We start from the raw sequence: 22,556 nt of genomic DNA, 5'->3' as shown, positions 1-22,556 counted from the left end.
CGGGCGAATGGTTGTACGGATCAGGCCGGAAAGCGGCGGCCCACCCAGCGCCACGCGAACTCCAGGACCGCCGAGCCCGCCGCCGCGATGCCGACCGCCGTCCACGGCATCGGCAGGCCGACCAGCTTCAGGGCGAAGAAGTGCTGGAGCCACGGGACGACGAGGACGAGGAGGAAGGCGCCGCCCATCGCGGCGACCAGCGTGACGCGCCACCAGGTGTAGGGGCGGGCGATGATCGCCAGGACCCACAGGGAGACCAGGAAGAGGGTCAGGGTCGCCGCGCTGGTCTCGGCGTCGAGGGCGCCCGGGCCCGTGTAGTGGTGGCGGGCCAGGAGATAGGTCGCGAAGGTCGAGGCACCGGCGATGACGCCGGCCGGGATCGCGTACCGCATCACGCGCCGGACGAAGTGCGGCCTGGCGCGCTCCTTGTTCGGGGCCAGCGCCAGGAAGAACGCCGGGACGCCGATGGTCAGGGTGGACAGGAGCGTCAGATGGCGGGGCAGGAAGGGGTACTCGACCTGGCTGACCACCACGAGGACCGCCAGGAGGACCGAGTAGACCGTCTTCGTCAGGAAGAGGGTCGCCACCCGGGTGATGTTGCCGATGACCCGCCGCCCCTCGCCCACCACCGAGGGGAGGGTGGCGAAGGAGTTGTTCAGGAGGACGATCTGGGCGACCGCCCGGGTGGCCTCCGAGCCCGAGCCCATCGAGACGCCGATGTCGGCGTCCTTCAGGGCGAGGACGTCGTTGACGCCGTCGCCGGTCATGGCGACGGTGTGCCCCCGGGACTGGAGCGCGGCGACCATGTCGCGCTTCTGCTGCGGGGTGACCCGGCCGAAGACCGCGTTCTCGTCCAGGACCTTCGCCATCTGCTCCCGGTCCGTGGGCAGCTCGCGCGCGTCGACCGTGTTCTCGGCGCCCGGCAGGCCGAGCTTGCCGGCGACCGCGCCGACGGACACCGCGTTGTCGCCGGAGATGACCTTGGCGGCGACGTTCTGGTCGGCGAAGTAGGACAGGGTGTCGGCGGCGTCCGGGCGCAGCCGCTGCTCCAGGACGACGAGGGCCGTGGCCCTCGCGCCCGCCGACACCTCGGGGGCGTCGAGGCCGCGTGCCGCCCGCGCGAGGAGCAGGACCCGCAGGCCCTGCTCGTTGAGCCGGTCGATCTCGGCGAGGGTGGGGTCCGTCGCGGGGAGGAGGACGTCGGGCGCCCCGAGCAGCCAGGTGGAGCTCTCGCCGTTGCCCTCGCTGAAGGCCGCTCCGCTGTACTTGCGCGCGGAGGAGAAGGGCAGGGACTCGGTGCAGCGCCATTCCTCGGCGTCGGGGTAGGCGTCGATGATGGCCTGCAGGGAGGCGTTGGGGCGTGGGTCGGACTCGCCGAGGGCGCCGAGCACCTTGCGTACGTAGCCCTCGTCGGCGCCGTCGAGGAGGCGCAGGTCCGTGACGTCCATGCCGCCCTCGGTGAGCGTGCCCGTCTTGTCGAGGCAGACGACGTCGACGCGCGCGAGGCCCTCGATCGCGGGCAGCTCCTGCACGAGGCACTGCCTGCGGCCCAGCCGGATCACGCCGATGGCGAAGGCGACGGAGGTGAGCAGGACCAGGCCCTCGGGGATCATCGGGACGATGCCTCCGACGGCGCGGGCGACCGACTCCCCGAAGTCGTTGTCCTTGACGACGAGCTGGCTGATGACGAGCCCGAGCGCGGTCGGGATCATCATCCACGTCACGTACTTGAGGATGGTGGAGATGCCGGTGCGCAGCTCGGAGTGGACGAGGGTGAAGCGGGAGGCCTCCTCGGCGAGCTGCGCGGCGTAGGCCTCGCGCCCGACCTTGGTGGCGGTGAACGCGCCGCCGCCGGCGACGACGAAGGACCCGGACATCATGCGGTCGCCGGGCTGCTTCACGACGGGGTCGGCCTCGCCGGTGAGCAGGGACTCGTCGATCTCCAGGCTGTCCGCCTCGGCGACCTCGCCGTCGACGACGACCTTGTCGCCGGGGCCGAGCTCGATGAGGTCGCCCAGGACGATCTCGGAGGTGGGGACCGCGGCGGCCACGCCGTCGCGCCGGACGGTCGGTCGGGCCTCGCCGATGACGGCGAGTCCGTCGAGGGTCTTCTTGGCGCGGAGCTCCTGGACGATGCCGATGCCGGTGTTGGCGATGATCACGAAGCCGAAGAGGCTGTCCTGGATCGGCGCGACGACCAGCATGATCACCCACAGCACGCCGATGATCGCGTTGAAGCGGGTGAAGACGTTGGCGCGGACGATGTCGGTGGTGGAGCGGGAGCTGCGCACGGGGACGTCGTTGACCTCGCCGCGGGCGACCCGCTCGGCGACCTCGGCCGCGGTGAGACCCGTGGTCCGGTGCACGACGGGGGCGGTGTCCACCGGCCCCGTCCGCTCCCCGGTTCCGCTGCCGCCCGTGTCGATCCTCGCCCGCTGCGTCATGGTTCCGACGGTACGGCCGGATTCGGCCGCCCACCTGCCGAAGGGCCCGGGGATCAGACCGCGGGGGGACGGGAATCCACCCCCGGTCCTACGCGGCGGGGGCCGCCTGCGGTCCTGGGCGGCCGGGGGGAGGCGCGGCGGGGGAGGCGCGGCGGGGGAGGGGCGCGGTCCTACGCGGCCGGGGGCCGCTCCGCCTGCGCCGCCGCGTGGCGCTTGATCGCCGCGTCGCGCTTGCGGACGTACCAGATGCCGATGAGCCCGAGGCCGGCGCCGGCCAGGCAGGTCCACACCCACCAGGTGAGGTCCCGGTCCCGGAACCAGCCGTAGAAGGGGACCTGGGCGAGGAAGAGGACGAACCAGAGGATCGTGCCGCCGGTGATGGTGGCGACGACGGGCCCCTCCAGGGGCTCGGGTGCCTCGTGCTTCGGTGTCCACTTGTCCATGGCGTCAGTCTAGGTGGCCGGTTTTCGCATCTACGCGCGGAGATGGACTGCCGCTCGCTCATGTGTTCATACTGAAACGGTTTGCCTCTGGCGGGTTCCCCTCGTATGAACCGCCAAAAAGGACTTCTCTGAACCTCCGAAGAGGAACCCCCATGAGCACCACGGCCGCCGCCAAGGCCCTCTCCCCGGAACCGGAGACTCCGTCTCCCGAAGGTCCCGTCTCCGGCTTCGACCGCTACTTCAAGATCTCCGAGCGCGGCTCCACCGTCGCCCGCGAGATCCGTGGCGGATTCGCCACGTTCTTCGCGATGGCCTACATCATCGTGCTGAACCCGATCATCCTCGGCAGCGCCAAGGACATGTACGGGCACCAGCTCGACAGCGGCCAGCTCGTCACCGCCACGGTGCTGACCGCCGCCTTCACGACGCTCCTCATGGGCGTCATCGGCAACGTCCCGATCGCGCTCGCCGCCGGCCTCGGCGTCAACACGGTCGTCGCGCTCCAGCTCGCGCCGAAGATGTCCTGGCCGGACGCCATGGGCATGGTCGTGCTCGCCGGTCTGGTGGTCATGCTGCTCGTCGCGACCGGCCTGCGCGAGCGCGTGATGAACGCCGTGCCCGTCGGCCTGCGCAAGGGCATCGCGATCGGCATCGGTCTCTTCATCATGCTGATCGGCCTCGTCGACTCGGGCTTCGTCTCGCGCATCCCCGACGCCGCGCACACCACCGTCCCGCTGCAGCTCGGCGGCGACGGGCACCTCACCGGCTGGCCGGTGCTCGTCTTCGTCCTGGGCACCCTGCTCACCCTCGCGCTGATCATCCGCAAGGTGCCGGGGGCCATCCTCATCTCGATCGTCGTCATGACGGGCGTCGCGATGGTGATCAACGCGGTCGCCACGGTGCCGTCCTGGGGCCTCACCACCCCCGAGTGGCCCGGCAACCCGGTCGCCTCGCCCGACTTCGGCCTGGTCGGCCAGGTCAGCCTGTTCGGCGGCTTCGGCAAGGTCGGCGTCCTGACCGGCGTGCTCTTCGTCTTCACCGTGCTGCTGTCCTGCTTCTTCGACGCCATGGGCACCATCCTCGGCGTCGGCGACGAGGCCAAGCTGATGGACGAGGACGGCAACTTCCCGGGCATCAACAAGGTCCTGCTGGTCGACGGCCTCGCCGTCGCCTCCGGCGGTGCCACGTCCTCCTCCGCCACCACCTGCTTCGTGGAGTCCACGGCCGGTGTCGGCGAGGGCGCCCGTACGGGTCTCGCCTCGGTGGTGACCGGTGCGCTGTTCTCGGTCGCGCTGTTCCTCACGCCGCTCGCCACGATGGTGCCCTCGCAGGCGGCGACCCCCGCCCTGCTGGCGGTGGGCTTCCTGATCCTCGCCGGGTCGGTCAAGGAGATCGACTGGAGCGACTACACGATCGCCGTGCCGGCCTTCCTGGCCATGGTGATGATGCCGTTCACGTACTCGATCACCAACGGCATCGGCATCGGCTTCATCGCCTTCAGCGTGCTGCGGCTCGCGGCCGGCCGGGGCCGCGAGGTCCCGGTGGCCATGTACGTGGTCTCGGCGGTCTTCGTCTTCTACTACGCGATGCCGGCGCTGGGCCTCACCTGATCGCGGGGCGCGTCCTGCGCCCCGTAGAACTTCTCCGTCTCCTCGACGGCGGTCTTGAACCGTTCGTCGAAATCCTCGCGCATGAGCGTCCGGGCGACATAGTCCTGGACGCTCATTCCGCGTCTGGCGGCGTGTCCGCGGAGCCGTTCGAGCAGCTCTCCGTCGATGCGCAGGCTGAGCACGGTCGATTCCATGCCCGTCAGGTTCGCGCCAGGGAAGACCCCTGCGCGTCACTTTCCGGATCGGTCTCACTCATTTGGGTGATAGATGGAGACCTGGCGTTTTCGTTCCGTGACCGGTCCGTGATCGAGGCCCGTGTGGCGATTGGTCTTTAGCGAGAGTAATGAGTTAAGCTAAAGAACATGCCTGACCTGTCCCACGGCACCGCCGACGACGCCGCGGCCGTGAACGCACTCCGCAGCTCCGTGATGCGGCTGAGCCGGCGCCTGAAGCACCAGCGCGTCGACGAGTCGCTGAGCCCGACCGAGATGTCGGTGCTCGGCACCCTGTCGCTCTGCGGCTCGGCCACCCCCGGTGAGCTGGCCCGCAAGGAGCACGTCCAGCCGCCGTCGATGACCCGCATCGTCGCGCTGCTCGAAGCCAAGGGGCTGGTCCGGCTGGAGCCGCATCCCGACGACCGTCGGCAGAAGGTGGTCAGGCAGACCGAGCAGGCCGAGTCCATGCTCGAAGAGTCCCGTCGCAAGCGGAACGCCTGGCTCGCCACCCTCGCCGAAGGCCTGGACGAGGACGAGTGGGCCAGGCTGCGCGCAGCCGCCCCGGTCCTGGAGAAGCTCGCACACCTCTAGCACCGAGGCCGAGGAGGCGACGCACTTTGAGCACGGGACCCGGAGCAGACTCCGCACCCGTCCATCAATCCGATACCTACTCCCGCGCGGACCCGCGCAATCGCCAGGGCAAGGGGACCTTCTCCTCGCTCGGGATCCGGAACTACCGGCTGTTCTTCACCGGAGCGATCGTCTCCAACACCGGTACGTGGATGGCCCGGATCACACAGGACTGGCTGGTCCTGAGCCTCACCGGCTCCGCCGCCGCCGTCGGCATCACGACGGCGCTCCAGTTCCTGCCGATGCTGCTGTTCGGCCTCTACGGCGGCGTCCTCGCCGACCGCTACCCGAAGCGCGGCATCCTCCTCGTCAGCCAGGCCGCGCTCGGACTGTGCGGGCTGACCCTCGCCGTCCTGACCCTCACCGGGCAGGTGCAGGTCTGGCACGTCTACCTGATCGCCTTCCTGCTCGGCATGGTCACCGTCGTCGACAACCCGGCCCGGCAGTCCTTCGTCTCCGAGATGGTCGGCCCCGGGCAGCTGCGCAACGCGGTCTCGCTGAACTCGGCGAACTTCCAGTCCGCCCGCCTCGTCGGCCCTGCCGTCGCGGGTCTCATGATCGCGTCGATCGGCAGCGGCTGGGCCTTCCTGCTCAACGGCCTGTCCTTCCTCGCCCCGATCGCGGGCCTGCTGCTGATGCGGACGAGCGAGCTCCACAAGGTGGAGCGCGCCCCCCGCGGCAAGGGCCAGCTGCGGGAGGGCCTGCGATACGTGGCCGGGCGGCCGGACCTGGTCTGGCCGATCGTCCTCGTCGGTTTCGTCGGCACCTTCGGCTTCAACTTCCCGATCTGGCTGACCGCCTTCTCGGGGGAGGTCTTCCACGTCGGCGCCGGCACCTACGGCTTCCTCAACACGCTGATGGCGGCCGGGTCCCTGGCGGGCGCGCTGCTCGCGGCACGGCGGGGCTCCACCCGGCTGCGGATGCTGGTGGTCGCGGCGGGCGTGTTCGGCGCCCTGGAGATCGCGGCGGCCCTCTCGCCGGCTTTCTGGATCTTCGCGCTGCTGCTCGTCCCGATCGGCATGATCGGACTGACCGTCAACATCAGCGCCAACTCGGCCGTCCAGATGGCGACGGACCCGGTCATGCGGGGCCGGGTGATGAGCCTCTACATGATGGTCTTCGCCGGCGGCACGCCGATCGGCGCGCCGCTGCTCGGCTGGGTGACCGACACCTACGGAGCCCGCGTCGGCTTCGCGACCGGCGGCCTGGTCTCCCTCGCGGCGGCGGCCGTCATCGGCCTGGTCCTGGCCCGGGTCGGCGGCCTGAAGGTCGCGGTGGGCTGGCGGCACGGCCACCCCAGCGTCCGCTTCGTGCCGCAGGAGCGGCGCGAGAGCCTGGCGACGGCGGCGTAACACCCTCTGCGCACAACGGCGGACCGGGCCTCGACGGCCCGGTCCGCCGCGCGTACGGATCCGTGCGTTCCCGGGATGAACGGTGAAGATCCTGTGTAGGTTGAGCCGCGCTCGACCGCTCAAGAAGCACAGGAGGCTTCGTCTTGCGCAAGCGTTCCGTCATAGCCGCGGCTCTCGCCGCCGGCGCCCTGGTCGCCCTCGCCGCCGTCCCGGCACAGGCGACCGAGTACTCCTCGCCCCTGAAGATCAAGGGGGTGCAGTACGACGCTCCCGGCCCGGACTCCAACCGGTGCTCCGGCGGCAACGCCGCCGCGGAGTTCGTCACGATCAAGAACTACTCCCGGACCGTCACGGTGAACCTCAGGGGCTACACCGTGAAGGACGCGACCGGGAACGCGTACACCTTCCGGATCAACCACTACCTGGAGCCCGGCGACTACGTGCAGCTGCGCGGCAACCGCGGCACGGAGTCCGACGCCCGGAACGTGGCCTACCGCGACAACTGCAACTTCATCTGGAACAACGACCGCGACACCATCAAGCTGATCAAGCCCGGCGGCGCCTACGCCGACACCCACGCCTACACGAAGAGCGGCAACGACCGCGACGGCAACGGCTACATCAGCTTCCACGGCTGACCCGGCCGGGCAAGGCCGGGTGCGGGGCCGGACGGATCAGACCCGCCGTTCCAGCACCTGCCCCGGCCAGTCGCCGACCGTGAAGGCCTCCGTACGGGTGAAGCCCTGGCGCTCGTAGTAGGCCACCAGACGGCCCTCGCCACCCGCGAAGCAGTCCACGCGCAGCAGCGAGACGCCCAGCCGGCGGGTCTCCTCGGCCGCGTGCGCGAGGAGGGCCGCACCGACACCGAGGCCGTGCCGGCGCCCGTCGGTCGCCAGGAAGCGCACGTACCGCTCCGGCTCGTCCGCGCGGGCCACGTGGGCGCCCGGGTACGGGGTGAGGGTCAGCGTCCCGACGGGCACGCCGTCGATCTCGGCGATCCACGGGGTGCCCTCGGCCACGACCCGCTCGACCGACTCCACGGTCTTCGGCCGGGCGCTGAACGGCTCGGTGCCCCACTGGGCGGTGATGCCCCGGCCGTTGAGCCAGGCGACCGCACTGTCGAATATCGCGAGCATCGCGGGAAGGTCCTGCGGCCCACTCTGCCTGATCTTGATCTCGGTATCCATCCGCCGAGGTTAGTCCCTGTCACACTCGGTACATGAGGCTCTTCGCTGCCGTCCTGCCGCCGCCCGGGCAGCTCGACGAGCTGGGCCGCGCGGTCGACCGGCTCGCCCACCTGCCCGGAGCGGACCGGCTGCGCTGGACCGCGCCGCCCGGCCGGCACTTCACCCTCGCGTTCATGGGCGAGGTCGACGAGGCGCTGCTGGCCGACCTCCGGGCCCGGCTCGGCCGGGCCGCGCACCGCACCCGCCCCTTCCCGCTGCGGCTGCACGGCGGCGGGCACTTCGGGCGCGCCGTGCTGTGGACGGGCGCCGCGGGCGGCCTGGACGAGCTGCGGCTGCTCGCCGAACGCGCCGACGCCGCCGCCCGGCGGGCCGGGGTCGCGATGGACGAGCACCGCCGCTACCAGGCCCACCTCACGGTGGCCCGTTCCCGCGCCCAGGACGTGGACCTGCGCCCCTTCGTCGCGGCCCTCGACTCCTTCGAGGGCACCCGCTGGCAGGTCGCGGAGCTCGCCCTCGTCCGCAGCAACCTGCCCGCCGGTGGGACGCCGGGTGCCCGGCCGCGCTACGAGACGGTCGCCGCCTGGCCACTCGGCGGACCGGGTTAACCTCGAAGGGTGGACCCCAAAACCCGTAACCGGATCATGGCCGGTGTGCTCGTCCTGATGTTCGCGATCATCGCGGTGGCCTCCGTGGTGAGCTGACCCCGGACCGCCGGCCCCGGCGGGCGCCCCGCCGGGGCGCCGAAACCTTGCCTGGAGCGCGCTCGAAGGCGTTGGGTGGGTCGTCATGGAGTACACGCAGCTCGGACGCACGGGACTCACGGTCGGCCGGCTCGTCCTCGGCACGATGAACTTCGGACCGCAGACGGACGAGGCCACCAGCCACACGATCATGGACGCCGCGCTCGACGCGGGCCTCAATCTCTTCGACACCGCGAACGTCTACGGCCAGACCGCGGGCAAGGGGCGCACGGAGGAGATCATCGGGTCCTGGTTCGCCAAGGACCCCTCCCACCGCGACAAGGTGGTCCTCGCCACCAAGATGTACGGGAGCATGGCCGAGGACTCGCCGGCCTGGCCCAACCACGACAGGCTGTCCGCCGTGAGCATCCGCCGCGCCGTCGAGGGCAGCCTCCGGCGGCTCGGCACCGACCGCATCGACGTCTACCAGTTCCACCACATCGACCGCCTGACCCCCTTCGAGGAGATCTGGCAGGCCGTTGACGTGCTCATCACGCAGGGCAAGATCCTCTACGCCGGCTCCTCGAACTTCCCCGGCTACAAGATCGCCCAGGCCAACGAGGCCGCCGCGCGGCGCGGGATGGTCGGCCTGGTCAGCGAGCAGTGCCACTACAACCTCCACGAGCGGCGCGCCGAGATGGAGGTCCTTCCCGCCGCCCGCGAGTACGGGCTCGGCGTCATCCCCTGGTCCCCGCTGGCCGGCGGCCTGCTCGGCGGCGTCCTCCGCAGGACGGCCGGGGAGGGGCGCCGTGCCACCGGCCGTACCGCCCACCGGCTCGCCGACCCCGCGGTGCGGGCCCGCGTCCAGGCCTACGAGGACCTGCTCGACGAGCACGGCCTCGATCCCGGCGAGACGGCCCTCGCCTGGCTGCTCGCCCGCCCGGGCGTGACCGGCCCGATCATCGGGCCGCGCACCCCGCAGCAGCTGACGAGCGCCCTGCGCGCCCTGGAGCTGCGGCTGGGCGAGGAACTGCGCACCGCGCTCGACGAGATCTTCCCCGGTCCGGGACCCGCGCCGGAGGCCTTCGCCTGGTGACGGCGGGCCGGGCCGGTCCGGGCCGGACCGCGGCCGGTACCGGGACCGGCTCGGCGCCGGCCGGGTCACCGCCGCCGCGTCGGCGCTTCCCGGCCGGCTCGGCGCGTCCGGGCGGAGGGTGGTGCGCCGGGAGCGGGGCCGCGGGCCCCCGGGCGCCGTCAGGACGGGTACGCGTACGGGCCGCCGACGCCCCAGGCCTGGTGGAGCGCGTTCGCGAAGGCCGCCGCCAGCTTGTGCTCGCCGGTGGGGCCCGGGTGGGTCCCGTCGTAGGTGTCGGCGCGGAGGTCGTACGACTCCGGGACCGTGGCGAGCAGCAGCGGGGACGCGGCCGTGTCCAGGTCCGCGACCGCTTTGGCGAGCAGCTCGTTGAACCGCGCGCACTCGGCCGCGAAGGGGGCGTCGTACGTGGCCCGCACGTTCGGGATGACGGGCAGCAGCACCGTGCGCACGCGCGGGTTGGCCGCGCGCACCCCGGCCAGGAAGGCCCGCACGTTCTCGGCGGTCTGGTCGCTGTTGGTGTAGAAGCCCAGGTCGATCAGGCCCAGCGAGACGAGCAGCACGTCCGCGCCGGTCTCCCGCACCACCTCGCCGGCCACCGGGGCCATGTGCAGCCAGCCCTCGCCCCAGCCGGCCAGATGGCGGCGGGCGTCGCCGGGGAAGCCGGGATCGGCGTACGCGTGGGACGTGGCCGCGTCGTCGGCCGCCTCGTACAGCGCGGTGCGCGGACCGACGATCCCGTAACCGCCGGGCAGCACCCGCTCCAGGTGCCGCCACATCCGGTACCGCCAGGTGAAGTCGCCGGCGCGTCCGATGGTCATGCTGTCGCCGACGAACAGAAAACGCATGGTCGACATCATCACCGACGGCCCGCGCGGCGGCGACGTGATCCCGGACACCAGGGCCGTCCCGCCGCCCCGTGGCAGGCTGGTGGCATGCGATCAGCTCTGCGGTGCGCCCTGGGAACGGCAGCCCTCGTCCTCGTCACGGCCGCCCCCGCGGGCGCGGCCGACGCCGACCGGGACTTCACGATCGAGGACCCGCGGATCACCGAGTCCAGCGGACTCGCCGCCAGCCGGGCCCACCCCGGGATCTACTGGACGCACAACGACCAGGACGCTCCCCTGGTCTACGGCATCGACTCCCGGACGGGTGAGACCGTCGCGACCCTCACCATGAAGGGGGTCGGCACGCCCCGCGACATGGAGGCCATCGCCGTCGGGCCGGACGGCGACATCTACGTCGGCGACATCGGCGACAACCTGAACGGCTCCTGGGACCACGTCTGGATCTACCGGTTCCCGGAGCCCCGACAGCTCCGGGACCAGACGGTCAGGGCCACCCAGTACGACGTGAAGTACGCCGACGGGCCGCGCAACGCCGAGGCGCTGATGGTCCATCCGAAGACCGGCCGGGTCTACATCGCCAGCAAGAACGAGGACGGCGGCGGACTGTACGCCGGGCCCGAGCGCCTCGACGCCTCCCGCACCAACGTCTTCCGGCGGGTCGGCGAGGTGCCGTGGGTGACCGACGGCGCCTTCTCCCCGGACGGCGGCCGGCTCGTGCTCCGCGGCTACCTCATGGCCAGGGAGTACGCGTGGAAGGACGGACGCCTCGGTGACGACGGCACCTCCGTGGGCGCGCCCTTCCAGGGACAGGCGGAGTCCGTGACGTACACGCCCGACGGCTCGGCCTTCCTGTTCGGCTCGGAGGGGCGCAACAGCCGGGTCGTCCGGGTCGAGCGCGAGGGCGGCTCCCCCTCGCCCGGGCGGAGCACCGGCCCGGGGAGGCCGAGCACGCCCGGCGCGCATCACGCCGCCGGCGGAGGCGACCAGGGCGACTTCGCCCTCGGTGTCGTGGTCCTCGGCCTGGCCACCGTCGTCGTGGTCGGCTTCAGACGCATGGTCAAGCGGCGCTAGGACGCGGCCCGCCGGTCCGGCACGACGGCCGTCCGGCCCGGGAAGACCGAGGGGCCCGGCACCGGACGACGTCCGGTGCCGGGCCCCTGCCGCGACCTGAGGTCCGCGACGTCAGGTCAGAGCTTCTCGATCACGTAGTCGATGCAGGCCGTCAGCGCCCGCACGTCCGCCGGGTCGACCGCCGGGAACATCGCGATGCGCAGCTGGTTGCGGCCCAGCTTGCGGTACGGCTCGGTGTCGATGATCCCGTTGGCGCGCAGCGCCTTGGCCACGGCCGCGGCGTCGATGTCGTCCGAGAAGTCGATCGTGCCGATGACCTGCGAGCGCTTCGCCGGGTCGGTGACGAACGGGGTCGCGTACTTCGACTCCTCCGCCCAGCCGTACAGCGCCTGCGAGGACTCCTTCGTCCGGGCCACGGCCCAGTCCAGACCGCCCTGGCCGTTGATCCACTTCAGCTGCTCGTTGAGCAGGAAGAGGGTCGCGAGCGCCGGGGTGTTGTACGTCTGGTTCTTCAGCGAGTTGTCGATCGCCGTCGGCAGCGAGAAGAACTCGGGGATGTGCCGGCCGGACTCGTGGATCTTCTTCGCGCGCTCCAGCGCCGCGGGCGAGAACGCCGCCAGCCACAGGCCGCCGTCGGCGGCGAAGGACTTCTGCGGGGCGAAGTAGTAGACGTCCGTCTCGGTGATGTCGACCGGCAGACCGCCGGCGCCCGAGGTCGCGTCGACCAGGACGAGCGCGCCCTCGTCGGCGCCCGCGACCCGCTGGAGCGGGGCGGCGACACCGGTGGAGGTCTCGTTGTGGGTGTAGGCGTAGACGTCGACGCCCGCCTCGGCCACCGGCTCCGGGTGGGTGCCCGGGTCGGAGGAGATCACGGTCGGCTCGGCCAGCCAGGGGGCCAGCTTCGCGGCCTTCGCGAACTTGGAGGAGAACTCGCCGAAGGTGAGGTGCTGCGACTTGTTCTCGATGAGGCCGTGGGTCGCGATGTCCCAGAAGGCGGTCGACCCGCCGTTGCCCAGGATCACCTCGTAGCCCTCGGGCAGCGAGAAGAGGTCACTGATGCCGGCACGCACCTCGCCGACCAGGTTCTTCACCCTGGCCTGGCGGTGGGAGGTGCCGAGGTACGAGGCGCCGGTGGCGGCCAGGGCGTCCAGCGCCTCCGTACGCACCTTGGAGGGGCCCGCGCCGAAACGGCCATCGGCGGGCTTGATGTCAGCGGGAATCTGGATATCGGCCACGAGGCGGAGCGTATCGGGTCGGGGAAGGCGACGAGGGGGGATGTCCGCCCGATGAGACGAGGACTGAGACATCCTGGAGTCGTGGGATCACACGAGAACGCGACCGGCGAACTGGCGCACGCCCTGCGCGCCGCCGTGTCCGGAGACGTCGACTTCTCCGCCACCGCGCGCGCCCTGACCTCGATGGACGCCTCCAACTACCGGCGGGTGCCGCTCGGCGTCGTCGCCCCGCGCGACGCCGACGACGTGGCGGCCGCGCTGGCGGTCTGCCGGGAGTACGAGGTGCCCGTCGTCGCGCGCGGTGGCGGCACGTCCATCGCGGGCCAGGCCACCGGCACCGGCGTCGTGCTCGACTTCACACGCCACCTGCGCGCCCTGGTGTCCCTCGACCCGGAGGCGCGGACGGCGGTCGTCCGGCCGGGCCTCGTCCTGGACCGGCTGCGGGACGCGGCCCGCCCGCACGGCCTGACCTTCGGCCCCGATCCCTCCACGCACAGCCGCTGCACCCTCGGCGGCATGATCGGCAACAACGCCTGCGGCTCCCACTCGGTGGCCTGGGGGACGACCGCCGACAACGTCCGGGCCCTGGACGTGCTCACGTACGGCGGGGAGCGGCTGCGTCCCGGGCGGCAGTGGGCGGGCGCGCCGGCCGGACTGCGGGAGCTGGTCGAGCGGCACCTGGCCCCGATCCGCACGGGCTGTCCGGAGGGGCTGCCGCGCCGCATCTCGGGATACGCGCTGGACGCGCTGCTGCCGGAGCGCGGCGCCGACGTGGCCCGCTTCCTGTGCGGCAGCGAGGGGACCCTGGGAGTGGTCACGGAGGCGGTCGTGGACCTGGTCCCGCTGCCCGCCGAACCGGTCCTGGTGGTCCTCGGCTACGCCGACGAGAGCGCGGCGGCGGACGCGGCGGCCGGGCTGCTGCGGCACCGGCCGCTGACCGTCGAGGGCATGGCCGCCGACCTCGTCCGGGGCGCGCGGGGGCTGCCCCGGGGCGGGGCCTGGCTGTTCGTGGAGGTGGACGGCGCCGCCGCGGCCGCGGAGCTGGCGCGGGCGGCGGACGCGCTCGACTCCCTGCTCGTCACCGATCCGGCCGGGCAGCGGGCGCTGTGGCGGATCAGGGAGGACGCGGCGGGGACGGCGACACGGATGCCGGCGGGCCCCTCCGGGGAGGGCGGGGAGGCCTGGCCGGGCTGGGAGGACTGCGCGGTGCCGCCCGCGCGGCTCGGGGCGTATCTGCGCGACTTCCGGGGCCTGCTGGCGGAGTTCGGGCTGCGGGGGACCCCGTACGGGCACTTCGGCGACGGCTGCATCCACGTCCGCATCGACTTCGACCTGTGGACGCGGGCCGGTGTGGGGCGCTTCCGGGAGTTCTCGGAGGCGGCCGCCGCCCTCGTGGTCTCCCACGGCGGCTCGCTCTCCGGGGAGCACGGGGACGGCCAGGCCCGCGCCGAGCTGCTGCCGAGGATGTACGGGGACGCGCTCGTCGCCCTGTTCGGCGAGGTCAAGGACCTGTGGGACCCGGCCGGCGGCCTGAACCCGGGCATGCTGGTCCGGCCGAGGCCGCTCGACGCGGGGCTGCGCTTCGAGGGCCTGCCGGTGGTGGGGCTCGGCCGCGAGGTCGCCCGGTGCGTCGGAGTGGCCAAGTGCCGGGTGGACGGGCCGGGTTCCGGGCCGGGCGTGATGTGTCCCTCCTACCGGGCGACGGGGGAGGAGCGGCACTCCACGCGCGGCCGGGCCCGGCTGCTGCACGAGATGGCGCTCGGCGAGGTGATCACGGACGGGCTGCGCTCCGAGGAGGTCCGGGAGGCGCTCGACCTCTGCCTGTCCTGCAAGGGCTGCCGCAGCGACTGCCCGGTCGGCGTCGACATGGCCGCGTACAAGGCCGAGTTCCTGGCCGGCCACTACGCCCGGCGCCCCTTCGCGCGGCCCCGCTCGCACTGGACGATGGGCGGACTGCCGCACTGGCTCGACCTGTTCGGCCGGGGCCTGAACGCGGCCCTCGGTCTGCCCTTCGCGGCCCGGCTGGCGGGCGTCACACCGCAACGGCCCCTGCCGAGGGTGGCGGAGCGGTCCTTCACCTCCTGGTTCGGCGAACGCGCCTCGGACCGGCCGCCCGCCCTCACCCTCTGGCCCGACACCTTCACCGACCACCTCGCCCCCGAGACCGGCCGGGCGGCCGTGCGGGTCCTGGAGGCCGCCGGGCTCGGCGTCACGCTGCCGCCCGGCCGGGTCTGCTGCGGCCTCACCTACGTCTCGACCGGCCGGCTCGGAACGGCCCGGAAGGTGATGCGCCGGACCCTCGACGTCATGGCCGCGGTCACCGGGCCCGTCGTGGTCCTGGAGCCCTCCTGCGCGGCCGCCCTCCGCACCGACCTGCCAGGACTCCTTCCCGACGACCCTCGCGCGGCCCGCCTCGCCGCCTCCGTGCGGACCTTCGCCGAGGCCCTGGAGGAGCTCGCCCCCGACTGGACACCGCCCCGGCCGGCCCGCCCGGTCACCGGGCAGACCCACTGCCACCAGCACGCGGTCCTGGGCGACGCGGCCGACCGGCGGCTGCGCCGGAGCGCGGGCCTGGACGGCGACCTGGTGGGCGGCTGCTGCGGCCTCGCGGGCGACTTCGGCTTCGAGCCCGGCCACTACGAGGTGTCCGTGGCCTGCGCCGAGGACCAGCTCCTGCCCGCCCTGCGGGCCGCACCCCCGGAGTCCGTCGTCCTCGCCGACGGCTTCTCGTGCCGCACCCAGATCGCCCACCTGGCACCGGAGCGACACCCACGGCACATGGCGGAGGTGCTGGCGGAGGCCTTGGACGAGCAGTAGGGCGGCCGCCGGGCAGGCCCTCCCGCACGGGCCCACCGGTGCTCCGCCGGGGGCCGGGCCGCTCGTGCGCGGGCGGCGGGGGCCTTCCTCGGGAGCACCTCCGCCCGCTCACGTACGGGATTCTCCGTGAGGAGGGGGAGGCCCTTCCGGCCCGGTCTCCGTATCGCCTCCGCCCTGCGCGATCTCCCTCGCCAGCGTCACCAGCGCCGCCGTCGCCGGATGTCGGTCGCCGTCCCGCCAGGCCAGGAGCACGGGGATCGGCGGGGCCTCGGGCAGGGGGCGGTAGCTGACGCCCGGGTGGGGGTGGAGGGCGGCGGTCGAGGCGGCCGAGACGCCGATGCCGCGGCCCGCGGCGATCGCGGTGAGCCAGTCGTCGGTGTTCGCGACGGTCAGGGTCGAGCGGGGGCGGGCGCCCGGGGGCCACAGGTCGAGGGTCGTGGTGCCGGAGACCGGGTTCAGGATCGCCGTCTCGGCGGTCAGGTCGGCGAGGGCGAGCGAGGGACGGGCGGCCAGCGGGCTGTCGGACGGGACGGCCACCACGCGCGGCTCGGTGAGGAGTTCCTCCGTCGCCAGGCCCGGGACGTCCAGGCTCTCCACCGGGCCCCGCAGCAGTGCCGCGTCGACCTCGCCGCGCAGGAGTCCGGCCGTGCGGTCGTCGATCCGCAGCAGTTCGAGCGGGGTTCGCGGGTGCTCCTGCTGCCAGCGGCGGAGCAGCGGGGTGGTGTACGGGCCGAAGGCCGCCCAGGCGTGGCCGAGGCGGAGCGGGCGGTGCCGGAGGCGCCCGGGGTCGACGGCCGCGTCGAAGGCGGCGACCGCCGCGGCGGCCCGGTCGTGGAAGGCGCGGCCCTCGGGCGTGAGGGCCAGGTGGTGGGTGGAGCGGTCGACGAGCCGGGCGCCGACGTGCTTCTCGAGGGCGGCGAGGGTGCGGGAGACGGCAGGCTGGGTGAGGTGGAGCCGGGCGGCGGCCCGGGTCAGGTTGCCCTCGTCGGCGATGGCGAGGAAGCAGCGGAGGTGGCGCAGCTCGATGCTCGTGCGGCTCATGCGTTCGGAGCATAACCGCAGCCCAATCGGCATTTCACGCGGCGCACGCGGGTGTCTAGCGTGAAGGGTGGAGCCATGGGAGAGAGTGCATTGCTCTGGACTGGAGAGTTCAGAGTAGTAGACCTTGATCGTTCGTCGGCCCGATGGCCGGCGAGTTCGTCGTCGGCCATCGGGCCTGCGGCGGTCGGCTTCCCTCGCCCGGCGGTCGGCCGCTCGCTGGTCGCCGATCCGGCGGATCGCCGGTCCGTCAGTTCGTCCGTTCTGTAAGGAGCACGCCGGTGGACAGCCCGGTCCAGGACCTACCCGCCGTGGCCTCAGCCACCGTTCCCCCGGCCCCGCGCACGGCCCGGCCCCCGCAGTCCTCCGGGGCCCACCGCCTCGGGCCCGTCGCGCTCGTCGTCGCCGGCGGTCTCTCCGTGCAGTTCGGATCCGCCGTCGCCGTGCTCCTCATGCCCCGGGCCGGCGCCCTCGGCGTCGTCACGCTGCGGCTCGTGCTGGCCGCCGCCGTGCTGCTGATCGTCTGCCGGCCCAGGGTCCGCGGCTACGCCCGCGCCGACTGGGGCACCGTGCTCGCCTTCGGCGCCGCGATGTCCGCCATGAACATCCTCTTCTACCTGTCCGTCGACCGGATCCCGCTCGGCGCCGCCGTCACCCTGGAGGTGCTCGGCCCGCTCGCGCTCTCCGTCATCGCCTCGCGCCGCCTGATGAACCTCCTCTGGGCGGGCCTCGCCCTCGGTGGCGTCGTCCTCCTCAGCGGCGGCGGCTTCGACCGGCTCGACCCGGCCGGCGCGGGCTTCGCGCTCGCCGCGGGCGCCATGTGGGCCACGTACATCGTCTTCAGTGCCCGTACCGGCCGGCGCTTCCCGCAGGCCGACGGCCTCGCGCTCGCGATGGCCTTCGGCGCCGTGCTCAGCCTGCCGTTCGGCATCGTGGAGGCGGGCGACCGGCTGCTCGTCCCGTCGACGATCGGGCTCGGACTGGCGGTGGCGCTGATGTCCTCCGTCCTGCCCTACACCCTCGAACTGCTGGCCCTGCGGCGGCTTCCGGCGCCCACCTTCGCCATCCTGATGAGCCTCGAACCGGCCATCGCCGCCACCGCCGGCTTCCTCGTCCTGCACCAGGCCCTCGGCCTGACGGACGCCCTCGCCATCGCGCTCGTCATCGCCGCGAGCATGGGCGCGGTGCGCACGCAGATGCCGAAGAAGGTCCCTGACCTGGTGTGATGCGGCCGGTCCCGGCTGGCCCGATCCCGTCGGTCTTTGGCCCGCGGCCGGTTTTCCGGCCGCGGGCCTTCGCGCAGGATGGGGTCATGGCCCTGGAGATGCGCGAACGCTGCGAACGCTGTGAGACGACCGCCCTGCCGGTCGACGCCCCCGCCCGGATCTGCTCCTACGAGTGCACCTTCTGCGTGCCGTGCGCCGACGCGATGCGGGACGTCTGCCCCAACTGCGGCGGAGAACTGGTCGCCAGGCCCCGCCGCGCCGCCTGAGGCCGTACGGAAGGCCCGGCGCGGGCGGCGCGGAGTCGCCGGAGCGGGCAGTGGGCGGTGCGCAGGCACCGGTGTGGGGTTGCGGGCGGCACGGAGTCGCCGGAGTGGGGCTGCGGGCGGCGTGGTGACGCCGGAGCGGGTGCGGTGTGGACCTCATCGGGGACCAGGGCACCCTCCTCAGGAACTAAAGCAAGCACGCTTGATTGTTTCTTCCCCGGCTGCCATGCTCCACACGCACGTCCGTGACCCGCCCGTCCCCGAGGGGAGCGCCCCGTGTCCGACCCCGCCGCCGTGCTCGACGACCTGCGTGCCGAGAGCGAGGAGGTCGACGCTCTCGTCAGGGACCTGGCGGCCGGCCAGTGGGCGGCGCCGACCCCGGCGCCGCGCTGGACGGTCGCCCACCAGATCGCCCACCTCGCCTGGACCGACGCGGCCGCGCTGCTCGCCGCGACCGACCCCGGGGCCTTCGCCGCCGAGGCGCGGAAGGCCCTCGCCGCGCCCGACCGCTTCGTCGACGACGGTGCCGAGGACGGCGCGGCCCTGCCGCCCGCCGAGCTCCTCGCCCGCTGGCGCGCGGGCCGCGAACGGCTCCACCGGGTGCTGCGGGAGGCCCCGCCCGGCACCCGGTTCCCCTGGTACGGGCCCCCCATGAGTGCCGTCTCGCTCGCGACCGCGCGGCTCATGGAGACCTGGGCGCACGGCCAGGACGTCGCCGACGCCCTGGGCGCCGTCCGCCGGCCGACGGCCCGGCTGCGGCACGTGGCCTGGATCGGACTGCGGGCCCGGGACTACGCGTACGCCGTCCGCGGGCTCACCCCGCCCGCCGAGCCCTTCCGGCTCGAACTCACCGTCCCCGACGGGGTGGCGGAGCCGGGCGCGGTGTGGACGTTCGGCCCCGAGGACGCGCCGCAGACGATCACCGGACCCGCCCTCGACCTCTGCCTCCTCGTCACCCAGCGGGCGCACCGCGCCGACACCGCCCTCGTCGCGCACGGCGCCGACGCCGAGGAGTGGCTGGGCATCGCCCAGGCGTTCGCGGGTCCGGCCGGGCAGGGACGGAAGCCGCGGGGGGACCGGTGACCACGCTCCGCATCGGCAACGCGTCCGGCTTCTACGGCGACCGCGCCGACGCCGTACGGGAGATGCTGACCGGCGGTGAACTCGACGTCCTCACCGGGGACTACCTGGCCGAGCTGACCATGCTCATCCTCGGCCGCGACCTCCTGAAGGACCCCGCGACCGGCTACGCGAAGACCTTCCTGCGCCAGATGGAGGAGGGCCTCGGCCTCGCCCACGAGCGCGGGGTGCGGATCGTCGCCAACGCGGGCGGCCTCAATCCGGCCGGGCTCGCCGCCGCCCTGCGCGAGCTCGCCGGACGGCTCGGCGTCCCGGCCCGGATCGCCCACGTCGAGGGCGACCGGCTTCCGCCGCGGGGTGGGGCGCTCGCCGCCAACGCCTACCTCGGCGGCGCCGGGATCGCCGCCTGCCTGGAGGCCGGCGCCGACGTCGTCGTGACCGGCCGGGTCACCGACGCCGCCCTCGTCACCGGGCCCGCGCAGTGGTTCTTCGGCTGGAGTCCGGAGGACGCCGACTGGCACGACAAGCTGGCCGGCGCCGTCGTCGCCGGGCACGTCCTGGAATGCGGCACCCAGGCCACCGGCGGCAACTACGCCTTCTTCACCGCCCACGGACCGGACACGCTCCGCCGCCCCGGCTTCCCGCTCGCCGAACTCCACGCCGACGGCAGCGCGGTGATCACCAAGCACCCCGGCACCGGCGGCGTCGTCGACACCGGCACCGTCACCGCCCAGCTGCTCTACGAGACCGCCGGCGCCCGCTACGCCGGGCCCGACGCGACCGCCCGCCTCGACACCGTACGGCTCACCCCGGAGGGCCCGGACCGGGTCCGGATCGACGGCGTGCGGGGCGAGGCGCCGCCCCCGACGCTCAAGGCCGGGCTCTGCCGGCTCGGCGGCTTCCGCAACGAGGTCGTGTTCGTGCTCACCGGCCTCGACATCGAGGCCAAGGCGGATCTGGTCCGCGCGCAGATCGCCGACGCACTCGGTGCGTCGGCGCCCGCCGAGGTGCGGTGGGAGCTGTCCCGCACCGACCGCGCGGACGCCGACACCGAGGAGACCGCGAGCGCCCTGCTGCGGCTCGTGGTCCGCGATCCCGGCCCCGAGAAGGTCGGCCGCGCCCTCACGGCGGCCGCGATCGAGCTGGCCCTCGCCAGCTACCCCGGTTTCCACGTCACCGCACCGCCCGGGAAGGGCGCCCCGTACGGGGTCTTCGAGACCGTGCACGTGCCCGCCGCCGAGGTCGAGCACCTCGCCGTCCTGCCCGACGGGACCCGGCTGGCCCTCCCCGCGCCGAAGGAGACCCGGGTACCGGAACCCGTACCGGAGCCGGCGCTCCCCGCGCCGCCGCCCGGGGGACGCACGCGCCGGGCCCCGCTGGGGCGCGTCGCCGGTGCCCGCAGCGGCGACAAGGGCGGCGACGCGAACGTCGGCGTCTGGGTGCGGACGGAGGCCGAGTGGCGCTGGCTCGTGCACACCCTCACCGTCGACCGCTTCCGCGCGCTGCTCCCGGAGACCCGCGACCTCCCCGTGGAGCGGCACGTGCTGCCGAACCTGCGGGCGGTCAACTTCACCGTCACCGGGATCCTCGGCGAGGGCGTCGCCTCGCAGGCCCGTTTCGACCCCCAGGCCAAGGCCCTCGGCGAGTGGCTCCGCTCCCGCCACGTGGACGTGCCGGAGGAATTCCTGGTGGACCGACTGGAGGAACAGCAATGACCGTCCTGGCCTCCGCCCTCGACACCGGCGGACCCGAGTACGCGGCGCACCGCGCCGCCATGCTGGAGAAGCTCGCCGCCCTCGACGCCGAGCACGCCAAGGCGCTGGCCGGCGGCGGCGAGAAGTACACCGCCCGGCACCGGGCGCGCGGCAAGCTCCTCGCACGCGAGCGCATCGAGCTGCTCGTCGACCCCGACACCCCGTTCCTGGAGCTGTCGCCGCTCGCCGCCTGGGGCGGCGACCACCCCGTGGGGGCCTCGCTCGTCACCGGCATCGGCGTCGTCGAGGGCGTCGAGTGCCTGATCACCGCCAACGACCCCACCGTGCGCGGCGGCGCCTCAAACCCGTGGACGCTGAAGAAGGCGCTGCGGGCCAACGAGATCGCGTTCGCCAACCGGCTCCCCGTCATCTCGCTCGTCGAGTCCGGCGGCGCCGACCTGCCCTCCCAGAAGGAGATCTTCATCCCCGGCGGGGCGCTCTTCCGCGACCTGACGCGGCTGTCCGCCGCCGGCATCCCGACGATCGCCGTCGTCTTCGGCAACTCGACGGCCGGCGGCGCGTACGTCCCCGGCATGTCCGACCACACCGTGATGATCAAGGAGCGCTCGAAGGTCTTCCTGGGCGGCCCGCCCCTGGTGAAGATGGCGACCGGCGAGGAGAGCGACGACGAGTCCCTCGGCGGCGCCGAGATGCACGCGCGCACCAGCGGGCTCGCCGACCACTACGCCGTCGACGAGCCGGACGCCCTGCGCCAGGCCCGCCGGATCGTGGCCCGGCTCCACCACCGCAAGCACCACGCGGACCCGGATCCGGTCGCCGTCGAGCCGCCGAAGTACGCCGAGGAGGAGCTCCTCGGGATCGTGCCCGGCGACCTCAAGACGCCGTTCGACCCGCGCGAGGTGATCGCCCGCATCGTCGACGGCTCGGACTTCGACGAGTTCAAGCCGCTGTACGGACCGAGCCTGGTGACCGGCTGGGCCGCGCTGCACGGCTACCCGGTCGGCATCCTCGCCAACGCCCAGGGCGTCCTCTTCTCCGCCGAGTCGCAGAAGGCCGCCCAGTTCATCCAGCTCGCCAACCAGCGCGACATCCCGCTGCTCTTCCTGCACAACACCACCGGCTACATGGTCGGCAGGGAGTACGAGCAGGGCGGCATCATCAAGCACGGCGCGATGATGATCAACGCGGTGTCCAACTCCAAGGTCCCGCACCTCTCCGTCCTCATGGGCGCCTCCTACGGCGCCGGGCACTACGGCATGTGCGGCCGGGCCTACGACCCGCGCTTCCTCTTCGCCTGGCCGAGCGCCAAGTCGGCCGTCATGGGACCGCAGCAGCTCGCCGGCGTGCTCTCCCTGGTGGCCCGCGCGTCGGCGGCCGCGAAGGGGCAGCCGTACGACGACGAGGCCGACGCGGGCCTGCGCGCCCTGGTGGAGGCGCAGATCGAGTCGGAGTCGCTGCCGATGTTCCTCTCCGGGCGGCTCTACGACGACGGGGTCATCGACCCGCGCGACACCCGCACGGTCCTCGGGCTCTGCCTGTCCGCGATCCACACGGCACCGGTCGAGGGCGCGCGCGGCGGCTTCGGCGTCTTCCGAATGTGAGGCCCCCT

Annotated in this window: 20 protein-coding genes; 13 read left to right on the top strand and 7 right to left on the bottom strand. The window is 73.3% G+C overall.

Annotated features, from left to right (window positions below; all coding sequences use genetic code 11):
• Nucleotides 1–20: 20 nt before the first annotated feature.
• Together ACGF1Z_RS18910 and ACGF1Z_RS18905 are read right to left on the bottom strand one after the other, a co-directional pair.
• Nucleotides 21–2,444, bottom strand: a complete 2,424-nt coding sequence (locus ACGF1Z_RS18910) for a cation-translocating P-type ATPase (RefSeq protein WP_393005278.1) — start codon at nucleotides 2,442–2,444, stop codon at nucleotides 21–23.
• Nucleotides 2,445–2,614: 170 nt separating this feature from the next.
• A complete protein-coding gene (locus ACGF1Z_RS18905) occupies nucleotides 2,615–2,887 on the bottom strand; it encodes a DUF2530 domain-containing protein (RefSeq protein ID WP_393005276.1) in 273 nt (90 codons plus the stop codon).
• A 152-nt stretch (nucleotides 2,888–3,039) separates the two neighbouring features.
• Between ACGF1Z_RS18905 and ACGF1Z_RS18900 the strand changes: the two genes are divergently transcribed.
• Nucleotides 3,040–4,497: an NCS2 family permease gene (locus ACGF1Z_RS18900; protein ID WP_393005274.1), complete on the top strand. Its 1,458-nt coding sequence runs from the start codon at nucleotides 3,040–3,042 to the stop codon at nucleotides 4,495–4,497.
• Here the strand turns inward: ACGF1Z_RS18900 and ACGF1Z_RS18895 are convergent.
• Nucleotides 4,467–4,691, bottom strand: a complete 225-nt coding sequence (locus tag ACGF1Z_RS18895; RefSeq protein WP_393005272.1) for a ribbon-helix-helix protein, CopG family — start codon at nucleotides 4,689–4,691, stop codon at nucleotides 4,467–4,469. The genes ACGF1Z_RS18900 and ACGF1Z_RS18895 overlap by 31 nt on opposite strands.
• Nucleotides 4,692–4,859: 168 nt before the next feature.
• Between ACGF1Z_RS18895 and ACGF1Z_RS18890 the strand changes: the two genes are divergently transcribed.
• The 3 genes from ACGF1Z_RS18890 (at nucleotide 4,860) to ACGF1Z_RS18880 (ending at nucleotide 7,332) form a co-directional block, all read left to right on the top strand.
• Nucleotides 4,860–5,303, top strand: a complete 444-nt coding sequence (locus ACGF1Z_RS18890; protein WP_393005270.1) for a MarR family winged helix-turn-helix transcriptional regulator — start codon at nucleotides 4,860–4,862, stop codon at nucleotides 5,301–5,303.
• A gap of 26 nt (nucleotides 5,304–5,329) precedes the next feature.
• Nucleotides 5,330–6,694, top strand: coding sequence for an MFS transporter (locus ACGF1Z_RS18885; protein WP_393005268.1), 1,365 nt, complete (start codon nucleotides 5,330–5,332; stop codon nucleotides 6,692–6,694).
• A 143-nt stretch (nucleotides 6,695–6,837) separates the two neighbouring features.
• Nucleotides 6,838–7,332, top strand: a complete 495-nt coding sequence (locus ACGF1Z_RS18880; protein ID WP_393005266.1) for a lamin tail domain-containing protein — start codon at nucleotides 6,838–6,840, stop codon at nucleotides 7,330–7,332.
• A 36-nt stretch (nucleotides 7,333–7,368) separates the two neighbouring features.
• Here ACGF1Z_RS18880 and ACGF1Z_RS18875 read toward each other — a convergent pair whose 3' ends face one another.
• Nucleotides 7,369–7,881, bottom strand: coding sequence for a GNAT family N-acetyltransferase (locus ACGF1Z_RS18875; protein ID WP_393005264.1), 513 nt, complete (start codon nucleotides 7,879–7,881; stop codon nucleotides 7,369–7,371).
• A 32-nt stretch (nucleotides 7,882–7,913) separates the two neighbouring features.
• Here ACGF1Z_RS18875 and thpR point away from each other — a divergent pair, with 32 nt between their 5' ends.
• Both thpR and ACGF1Z_RS18865 read left to right on the top strand, forming a co-directional pair.
• Complete coding sequence (gene thpR / locus ACGF1Z_RS18870) at nucleotides 7,914–8,486, top strand: RNA 2',3'-cyclic phosphodiesterase (RefSeq protein ID WP_393005262.1); 573 nt, start codon at nucleotides 7,914–7,916, stop codon at nucleotides 8,484–8,486.
• A 181-nt stretch (nucleotides 8,487–8,667) separates the two neighbouring features.
• Complete coding sequence (locus tag ACGF1Z_RS18865; RefSeq protein WP_393005260.1) at nucleotides 8,668–9,657, top strand: aldo/keto reductase; 990 nt, start codon at nucleotides 8,668–8,670, stop codon at nucleotides 9,655–9,657.
• 158 nt (nucleotides 9,658–9,815) lie between these two features.
• Here ACGF1Z_RS18865 and ACGF1Z_RS18860 read toward each other — a convergent pair whose 3' ends face one another.
• Nucleotides 9,816–10,502, bottom strand: coding sequence for a GDSL-type esterase/lipase family protein (locus ACGF1Z_RS18860; RefSeq protein WP_393005258.1), 687 nt, complete (start codon nucleotides 10,500–10,502; stop codon nucleotides 9,816–9,818).
• Between the two features lie 87 nt (nucleotides 10,503–10,589).
• Between ACGF1Z_RS18860 and ACGF1Z_RS18855 the strand changes: the two genes are divergently transcribed.
• Nucleotides 10,590–11,573 carry a WD40 repeat domain-containing protein gene (locus ACGF1Z_RS18855; protein WP_393005256.1) on the top strand — a complete coding sequence of 328 codons (984 nt, stop codon included), beginning with the start codon at nucleotides 10,590–10,592 and terminating at the stop codon, nucleotides 11,571–11,573.
• 116 nt (nucleotides 11,574–11,689) lie between these two features.
• Here ACGF1Z_RS18855 and serC read toward each other — a convergent pair whose 3' ends face one another.
• Nucleotides 11,690–12,808: a phosphoserine transaminase gene (serC, locus tag ACGF1Z_RS18850; protein ID WP_393005254.1), complete on the bottom strand. Its 1,119-nt coding sequence runs from the start codon at nucleotides 12,806–12,808 to the stop codon at nucleotides 11,690–11,692.
• A gap of 51 nt (nucleotides 12,809–12,859) precedes the next feature.
• Here serC and ACGF1Z_RS18845 point away from each other — a divergent pair, with 51 nt between their 5' ends.
• Nucleotides 12,860–15,625: an FAD-binding and (Fe-S)-binding domain-containing protein gene (locus ACGF1Z_RS18845; protein ID WP_393005252.1), complete on the top strand. Its 2,766-nt coding sequence runs from the start codon at nucleotides 12,860–12,862 to the stop codon at nucleotides 15,623–15,625.
• 108 nt (nucleotides 15,626–15,733) lie between these two features.
• On the opposite strand, the gene ACGF1Z_RS18840 is transcribed toward ACGF1Z_RS18845, so the two are convergent.
• On the bottom strand, nucleotides 15,734–16,699 hold the full coding sequence (locus tag ACGF1Z_RS18840) for a LysR family transcriptional regulator (RefSeq protein WP_393005250.1): 966 nt from the start codon (nucleotides 16,697–16,699) through the stop codon (nucleotides 15,734–15,736).
• A gap of 245 nt (nucleotides 16,700–16,944) precedes the next feature.
• On the opposite strand from ACGF1Z_RS18840, the gene ACGF1Z_RS18835 reads away from it, so the two are divergent.
• From ACGF1Z_RS18835 to ACGF1Z_RS18815, 5 genes are all read left to right on the top strand, one after another.
• A complete protein-coding gene (locus tag ACGF1Z_RS18835; protein WP_393005248.1) occupies nucleotides 16,945–17,889 on the top strand; it encodes a DMT family transporter in 945 nt (314 codons plus the stop codon).
• Nucleotides 17,890–17,975: 86 nt separating this feature from the next.
• Nucleotides 17,976–18,155: a DUF1272 domain-containing protein gene (locus ACGF1Z_RS18830; RefSeq protein ID WP_393005246.1), complete on the top strand. Its 180-nt coding sequence runs from the start codon at nucleotides 17,976–17,978 to the stop codon at nucleotides 18,153–18,155.
• A gap of 273 nt (nucleotides 18,156–18,428) precedes the next feature.
• The gene (locus ACGF1Z_RS18825) at nucleotides 18,429–19,235 is read left to right on the top strand and encodes a TIGR03084 family metal-binding protein (RefSeq protein WP_393005244.1); all 807 of its coding nucleotides are present in this window, start codon (nucleotides 18,429–18,431) and stop codon (nucleotides 19,233–19,235) included.
• Entirely contained in the window at nucleotides 19,232–20,947 is a 1,716-nt protein-coding gene (locus tag ACGF1Z_RS18820) for an acyclic terpene utilization AtuA family protein (protein WP_393005242.1), read from the top strand. Before ACGF1Z_RS18825 ends, ACGF1Z_RS18820 begins: the two co-directional genes overlap by 4 nt.
• Nucleotides 20,944–22,548: an acyl-CoA carboxylase subunit beta gene (locus ACGF1Z_RS18815; protein WP_393005240.1), complete on the top strand. Its 1,605-nt coding sequence runs from the start codon at nucleotides 20,944–20,946 to the stop codon at nucleotides 22,546–22,548. The genes ACGF1Z_RS18820 and ACGF1Z_RS18815 overlap by 4 nt, the downstream gene beginning before the upstream one ends.
• The last annotated feature ends 8 nt before the right edge of the window (nucleotides 22,549–22,556 follow it).

The organism is Streptomyces sp. NPDC048018, from assembly GCF_043202995.1.
Lineage (GTDB): Bacteria > Actinomycetota > Actinomycetes > Streptomycetales > Streptomycetaceae > Streptomyces.
This window is presented reverse-complemented; position numbering and strand designations above follow the sequence as displayed.

Bases quoted from the DNA above. Each gene is read 5' to 3' on its own strand.
- ACGF1Z_RS18910 (WP_393005278.1), bottom strand. From the start codon at position 2,444: ATGACGCAGCGGGCGAGGATCGACACGGGCGGCAGCGGAACCGGGGAG.
- ACGF1Z_RS18905 (WP_393005276.1), bottom strand. From the start codon at position 2,887: ATGGACAAGTGGACACCGAAGCACGAGGCACCCGAGCCCCTGGAGGGG.
- ACGF1Z_RS18900 (WP_393005274.1), top strand. From the start codon at position 3,040: ATGAGCACCACGGCCGCCGCCAAGGCCCTCTCCCCGGAACCGGAGACT.
- ACGF1Z_RS18895 (WP_393005272.1), bottom strand. From the start codon at position 4,691: ATGGAATCGACCGTGCTCAGCCTGCGCATCGACGGAGAGCTGCTCGAA.
- ACGF1Z_RS18890 (WP_393005270.1), top strand. From the start codon at position 4,860: ATGCCTGACCTGTCCCACGGCACCGCCGACGACGCCGCGGCCGTGAAC.
- ACGF1Z_RS18875 (WP_393005264.1), bottom strand. From the start codon at position 7,881: ATGGATACCGAGATCAAGATCAGGCAGAGTGGGCCGCAGGACCTTCCC.
- thpR (WP_393005262.1), top strand. From the start codon at position 7,914: ATGAGGCTCTTCGCTGCCGTCCTGCCGCCGCCCGGGCAGCTCGACGAG.
- ACGF1Z_RS18865 (WP_393005260.1), top strand. From the start codon at position 8,668: ATGGAGTACACGCAGCTCGGACGCACGGGACTCACGGTCGGCCGGCTC.
- ACGF1Z_RS18860 (WP_393005258.1), bottom strand. From the start codon at position 10,502: ATGCGTTTTCTGTTCGTCGGCGACAGCATGACCATCGGACGCGCCGGC.
- ACGF1Z_RS18855 (WP_393005256.1), top strand. From the start codon at position 10,590: ATGCGATCAGCTCTGCGGTGCGCCCTGGGAACGGCAGCCCTCGTCCTC.
- ACGF1Z_RS18845 (WP_393005252.1), top strand. From the start codon at position 12,860: ATGAGACGAGGACTGAGACATCCTGGAGTCGTGGGATCACACGAGAAC.
- ACGF1Z_RS18840 (WP_393005250.1), bottom strand. From the start codon at position 16,699: ATGCCGATTGGGCTGCGGTTATGCTCCGAACGCATGAGCCGCACGAGC.
- ACGF1Z_RS18830 (WP_393005246.1), top strand. From the start codon at position 17,976: ATGGCCCTGGAGATGCGCGAACGCTGCGAACGCTGTGAGACGACCGCC.
- ACGF1Z_RS18815 (WP_393005240.1), top strand. From the start codon at position 20,944: ATGACCGTCCTGGCCTCCGCCCTCGACACCGGCGGACCCGAGTACGCG.